7 protein-coding genes are annotated in these 4,854 nt (G+C 72.8%); 5 read left to right on the forward strand and 2 right to left on the reverse strand.

The features are described from left to right. Positions 1 to 500: class I SAM-dependent methyltransferase (locus H5J29_RS20965; protein ID WP_181782751.1), on the forward strand; the 500-nt coding region annotated here is incomplete at its 5' end. A 20-nt stretch (positions 501 to 520) separates the two neighbouring features. Next, positions 521 to 1,309 carry an alpha/beta fold hydrolase gene (locus H5J29_RS20970; RefSeq protein ID WP_181782752.1) on the forward strand — a complete coding sequence of 263 codons (789 nt, stop codon included), beginning with the start codon at positions 521 to 523 and terminating at the stop codon, positions 1,307 to 1,309. 37 nt (positions 1,310 to 1,346) lie between these two features. On the opposite strand, the gene H5J29_RS20975 is transcribed toward H5J29_RS20970, so the two are convergent. Further along, positions 1,347 to 2,732: a hypothetical protein gene (locus H5J29_RS20975; protein WP_181782753.1), complete on the reverse strand. Its 1,386-nt coding sequence runs from the start codon at positions 2,730 to 2,732 to the stop codon at positions 1,347 to 1,349. Between the two features lie 185 nt (positions 2,733 to 2,917). Between H5J29_RS20975 and H5J29_RS35295 the strand changes: the two genes are divergently transcribed. Together H5J29_RS35295 and H5J29_RS20980 are read left to right on the forward strand one after the other, a co-directional pair. Next, on the forward strand, positions 2,918 to 3,079 hold the full coding sequence (locus H5J29_RS35295; RefSeq protein WP_246394108.1) for a hypothetical protein: 162 nt from the start codon (positions 2,918 to 2,920) through the stop codon (positions 3,077 to 3,079). A 172-nt stretch (positions 3,080 to 3,251) separates the two neighbouring features. Continuing rightward, the gene (locus H5J29_RS20980) at positions 3,252 to 3,968 is read left to right on the forward strand and encodes a class I SAM-dependent methyltransferase (RefSeq protein ID WP_312858330.1); all 717 of its coding nucleotides are present in this window, start codon (positions 3,252 to 3,254) and stop codon (positions 3,966 to 3,968) included. On the opposite strand, the gene H5J29_RS20985 is transcribed toward H5J29_RS20980, so the two are convergent. Next, positions 3,944 to 4,294 carry a winged helix-turn-helix transcriptional regulator gene (locus H5J29_RS20985; RefSeq protein WP_312858331.1) on the reverse strand — a complete coding sequence of 117 codons (351 nt, stop codon included), beginning with the start codon at positions 4,292 to 4,294 and terminating at the stop codon, positions 3,944 to 3,946. The genes H5J29_RS20980 and H5J29_RS20985 overlap by 25 nt on opposite strands. Positions 4,295 to 4,390: 96 nt before the next feature. On the opposite strand from H5J29_RS20985, the gene H5J29_RS20990 reads away from it, so the two are divergent. Then, positions 4,391 to 4,854: alpha/beta fold hydrolase (locus H5J29_RS20990; protein WP_181782755.1), on the forward strand; the 464-nt coding region annotated here is incomplete at its 3' end.

Consider the following 4,854-nt stretch of genomic DNA (forward strand, 5'->3'; position numbering starts at 1 on the left):
CCGCGGAGATGCTCGAGGTCGCCCGCGGCAAGGAGTGGCCGGACCGGGTGCGGTTCGTGCACTCGCGGCTGGAGGACCTCGCCGACAACGGGATCACCGGCCCGTTCGACGGCATCCTGGCCGCCTACCTCGTCCGCAACCTCCCCGACCGGGACGCAGGCCTGCGCGCGATGCACGACCTCCTCGCCCCCGGCGCCCCGCTCGCCGTGCACGAGTACTCGGTGCGAGACAGCGTGCGCGCCAGGGCGACCTGGACCGCGGTGAGCTGGGCGATCATCATCCCGATGGGCAAGCGGGCCACCGGGAACGCCGATCTCTACCGCTATCTCTGGCGCAGCGTCCTGGAGTTCGACGGCGCCGCGGCCCTCGCCGAGCGGATGCGCGGTGCCGGCCTGGCGGACGTCTCCGTGCAGCCGATGACGGGCTGGCAGCGCGGGATCGTCCACACCTTCCTCGGACGTCGTGTCGATCCGGAGGGTGCCCGTCCGTCGTCAGGGTGAACCGACGGAGAGGAACCACCATGTCCACCCTGACCGTGCCCGACGCCCGCCTCCACCACGAGCTCCGCGGCACCGGCTCCCTCGTCGCCCTCGTGGGCGCGCCGATGGACGCCGACGCCTTCGCCCCGCTGGCCGAGATCCTCGCCGCGGACCACACCGTGCTCACCGCGGACCCCCGGGGCGTGCACCGCAGCCGCGTCGCCGACCCGGATGCCGACTCGACGCCCGAGCAGCGTGCGGACGACCTCGCCGCGCTGATCGCGCACGCCGACGCCGGTCCGGCGGCCGTGCTCGGGTCCAGCGGGGGCGCCGTGACCGCGCTCGCCCTGGCCGAGCGGCATCCCGCCCTGGTCCGGACCGTGATCGCCCACGAGCCGCCGCTCGACGAGATGCTCCCCGACCGGGCGGAGCTGCGGGAGCGCACGGACGCGATGTGCCGGACCTACCTGGACGGCGACGTCGTCGGGGCCTGGTCCGAGTTCTTCGCCCTCGCCGACATCGCGATGCCGCCCGGCGCGGTCGAGGAGTGGTTCGGGGGCGAGCGGGACCCGCGGCAGGTGGCCGACGAGCGGTTCTGGTTCGCGCACGAGCTGCGCCCGTCCGTCCGGTTCGTACCGGACGTCGAGGCGTTGCGGCACAGCCGGATCGTGGTGGGGATCGGGCGCGACTCGGCGGGACAGCTCTGCGACCGGGCCTGCCGGGCCCTCGCCGAGCGGCTCGCCGTGGAGCCCGTCCTGTTCCCGGGCGGCCACACCGGCTTCGCCGACGACCCCACGACGTTCGCCCCCGCCCTGAAGCCCTACCTCTGAGGGCCGGGAGAGACCGCGCCGAGGGCACCCGGGCCGGCTAACGCACCGAGCCGCGCTCCAGCAGACGGACCGTCGTACCCCGGGGCGGGACGTGTGCGTAGCGGTTGCTGCCACGCCTCAGGTCGTCGAAACGCGGCCCCCACGCGGTGATCGGCGGCCCGCCGTGGTCGTGGAGATGGTTGAGGATCTCGCCTGCCGTGTAGCGGACGTGGTCGACCAGGAGGTTCCTGTCCAGCGACTCCTTCCCGCGGTCCTCGAAGCGGAGATCGTCGTCCGCGTAGTGGACGTGCAGGATCTCGTGTCGGGTGTTGAGTCGGGCGACCACGTCCCGCACGGCTCGCCTCGAGGCGGCCACAGCCGCTGGACGGAGGCGGAAGGCCCTCGCGGCCGTCCGTGCGAACAGCTCTCCGTAGGAGACCCAGACGATGCGATGGGTGTCCGCCGCGGCCTCGATCTCCTTTCGGAGGGCCCGCGTGACGGATGCCGGCTCCGCGATCGCCCACACGTAGTGGGGCGCGGCCTCCGCCAGCGTCTCGCGACAGAACTGGATCTTCTCCGTGTCCTCGTCCAGGAACGAGAAACCCTGGTTCCGCAGGTCGTAGCTGCCCCACTGGAGGGCGTCGGCGAGTGTGGAGACGAGCGGCTCGACGTGTCCCCACACCGCGGAGAGCACGAGGATCCTCGCCGGGTCGAAGGTGGCACGGCGAGGATCGGGCCGGTCCCGGTCCCGCTCCTCCACCGCCATCTCCACCAGCAGGTCGGGCGGGTCGTTCGGGTAGGGCCACTCGATCGGCAACGGGTCCCGCCAGCGGAGGCCCAGCGAGCGCCACAGTCCGTCCGTGATCACCTCGTACCGGAAGTGCTCCCGCCGGTCGCGTACCGGGCGCCGCTCGATCGCGGCCGTCCTCGGCCGCTGCCGCCCGATCATCGGCTCGACAGGCTGGATGGCCACCCACGAACGAAGGTGCAGGGGGTTGCTGGTGCCTCGGACGACGGGCCACACCGTGATCCGGTAGTCCAGCTTGTGGTGCAGGATCCGGTCCACGATCAGAGCCTCACCCGCCGTGGAGAGACCGACCTGTGACAGCGCCCGCGACGCCGCCCGTGACGCGATGCGGAAGTCCCGGGCCGCGCTGGCCAAGGTCATCGATGCCTCGAGCTCGACCGGGAGGATGCCGGCGAGGTGGTAGAGGACGTGCTCTCGGGTGTCGAGTATCTGCGCGAGGACGGGTACGCAGGCGAGCAGCTCGGCGGTGGCGTCCCGTGGCGGGCTGCCGAACCACCGGAAGAAGGTGGCCCTGCTGATCGGCGGGTTGCCGTCGGTCCGCCGCTCGATCTCGGCGTAGAGCCGGTTGCGCGTCCACCCCGGTCCGCTCTCCATCAGGTGCACGATCTCGTCGCGAAGCAGGTTGAAGCTGCCCACCCCGAGCCTCCGTCTCATCGGCGACCGCAGTCGACCGTGTGGTGAGACACGTGTCTCACAGAGTCGTCGGCTGGCTACTCGTGCGAGACAGGCGATCCGTGACCGTCGTGGTGCCCTGAGTGGGCCACGGCACACCCTGCCGGCCGGCCGCGGAGACACCGATCCGCCGACTCACGGAGGCCACCGTGTACCTCGCCCTGTCCGAGCTACCCCCGGATGGACCGCTCCTCGTCGTGCTGGTCGCTGGAGCGGCGCTCGGCGCCTGCTGGCGCGCAGTCCTCAGGCTGGCCTTCGGCACCGTTCTCGCACTCGCCCTCCTCGGCGTGCTCTGGATCCTGTCGGGCTGACGGTCAGCCCGCCAGGCAGGCCCGAGCCCTCCAGGTCGGCCCTCCGGTGCAGGACCCGGCCGGTGGGCGGGCCGCAGCGCATGACCGCGAGCGAGCTGCGGTCGATGGCCATGCCCCTCCCACGAACGAGAACCGCGGCGACCGACACCGCGACTCGGCTACCTTCCCGGGCGTGAGCGAGGACCTGTTCTGGAAGGCCCACACCGGGCTCCCCCGCGAGGCCCCGGGCTCCGCGGCGACGACCGCGCTCCTGCTGCGGCTGGCGGGTGCCGAGTCCGCCGCCCGGATCCTCGACCTCGGCTGCGGGACGGGGGCGTCGTCGATCCCGCTGGCCCGGCTGACCGGGGGCGAGGTCACCGCCGTCGACCTGCACGAGCCGTTCCTCGCCGAGCTCGAACGCACCCGCGGGGAGCTGCCCGTGCGGACGCTGAAGGCCTCGATGGACGACCTGCCGCTGCCCGCGGGCGCGTTCGACCTGGTCTGGGCCGAGGGATCGGCGTACATCGTGGGGTTCGACCGTGCCCTGGAGCTGTGGCGGAGCCTGCTCGCACCCGGGGGCGCGCTCGTCCTCACCGAGGCCGAGTGGCTCACGGACCACCCGTCGGCCGGGGCCCGCGAGTTCTGGGCGGCGGGCTACCCGGCGATGCGGACGACTGCGGGCAACGTCGCCGCCGCCCTCGCCGCGGGCTGGACCGTGGCGGCCACCTACGTGCTGCCCGACGCGGACTGGGCCGCCTACTACGGGCCCCTCGCCGCCCGGATCGAGGAGCTGCGGGCCGCGGGCGCGGACCCGGCGGGCCTGGCCGAGGTGGGCTACGAGATGGAGGTTCGGGAGCGTTTCGGCGCCGACTACGGCTACACGGGCTACGTGCTGCGCCCCCGCGCCTGAACGATCTCCGCGACGTTCGCCTCGGCCCACTCGCGCAGGGCCGCGAGCGGCACCTCGAGGGACTCCCCGAGCTCGGTGAGCCGGTAGTGCACGCGCGGCGGCACGGTGTCCTCGACGCGACGGGCGGCCAGCCCGTCGGCCACCAGGTTCTGCAGGGTCACCGACAGCATCTTCTGCGAGACACCGGGCATCCGACGCCGCAGGTCGGTGAACCGCAGCTCGCCGGTCTCGGCCAGCACCTTGACCGCCATGGACATCCACTTGGTGCCGATCCGGTCCAGCAGGGTGCGGGTGGGGCACTGCGGGGAGAAGAGATCGCCGGTCACCTCGGGCTCACCACCTGTCGCAGGAGTGCCGTCTTCCGCGACCCAGTATGCCCTCCTACCGTGACCTGGTCACCTTTGGTTACCGAGGGAGGTCGGATGCTCTCCGAGGAACGGGTCGCCGTGAACGGGATCGAGCTGAACGTCGCGAGCGCGGGCGAGGGGCCACCGGTCGTGCTGCTGCACGGGTTCCCGCACACGTGGCGGATCTGGTCCGAGGTCATCGGACCGCTCGCCGCGCAGCATCGCGTCCTGGCCCCCGACCTGCGGGGATTCGGCGCGAGCACGATGTCCGACCAGCTCGACGCGGACACCCTCGCCCGCGACCTCGAAGCGCTCCTCGAGCGCGTCGGCCGGGCCACCGTCGTCGCGCTCGACGCGGGCGTGCCCGGTGCGTTCCTCGCCGCGCTGCGCAGGCCGGACCTGGTGTCGCGGCTCGTGCTGATCGAGGGCACGCTGCCCGGTGGCGACTTTCCCGCGCCCTGGTGGTTCGGCTTCCACGCCGTCCCCGGCCTGACCGAGCGGGTGGTCCGGCCCGCCGAGTACGTCGGGTGGTTCTACGA

It is taken from the genome of Pseudonocardia pini (genome assembly GCF_013870575.1).
GTDB classification, from domain to species: domain Bacteria; phylum Actinomycetota; class Actinomycetes; order Mycobacteriales; family Pseudonocardiaceae; genus Pseudonocardia; species Pseudonocardia pini.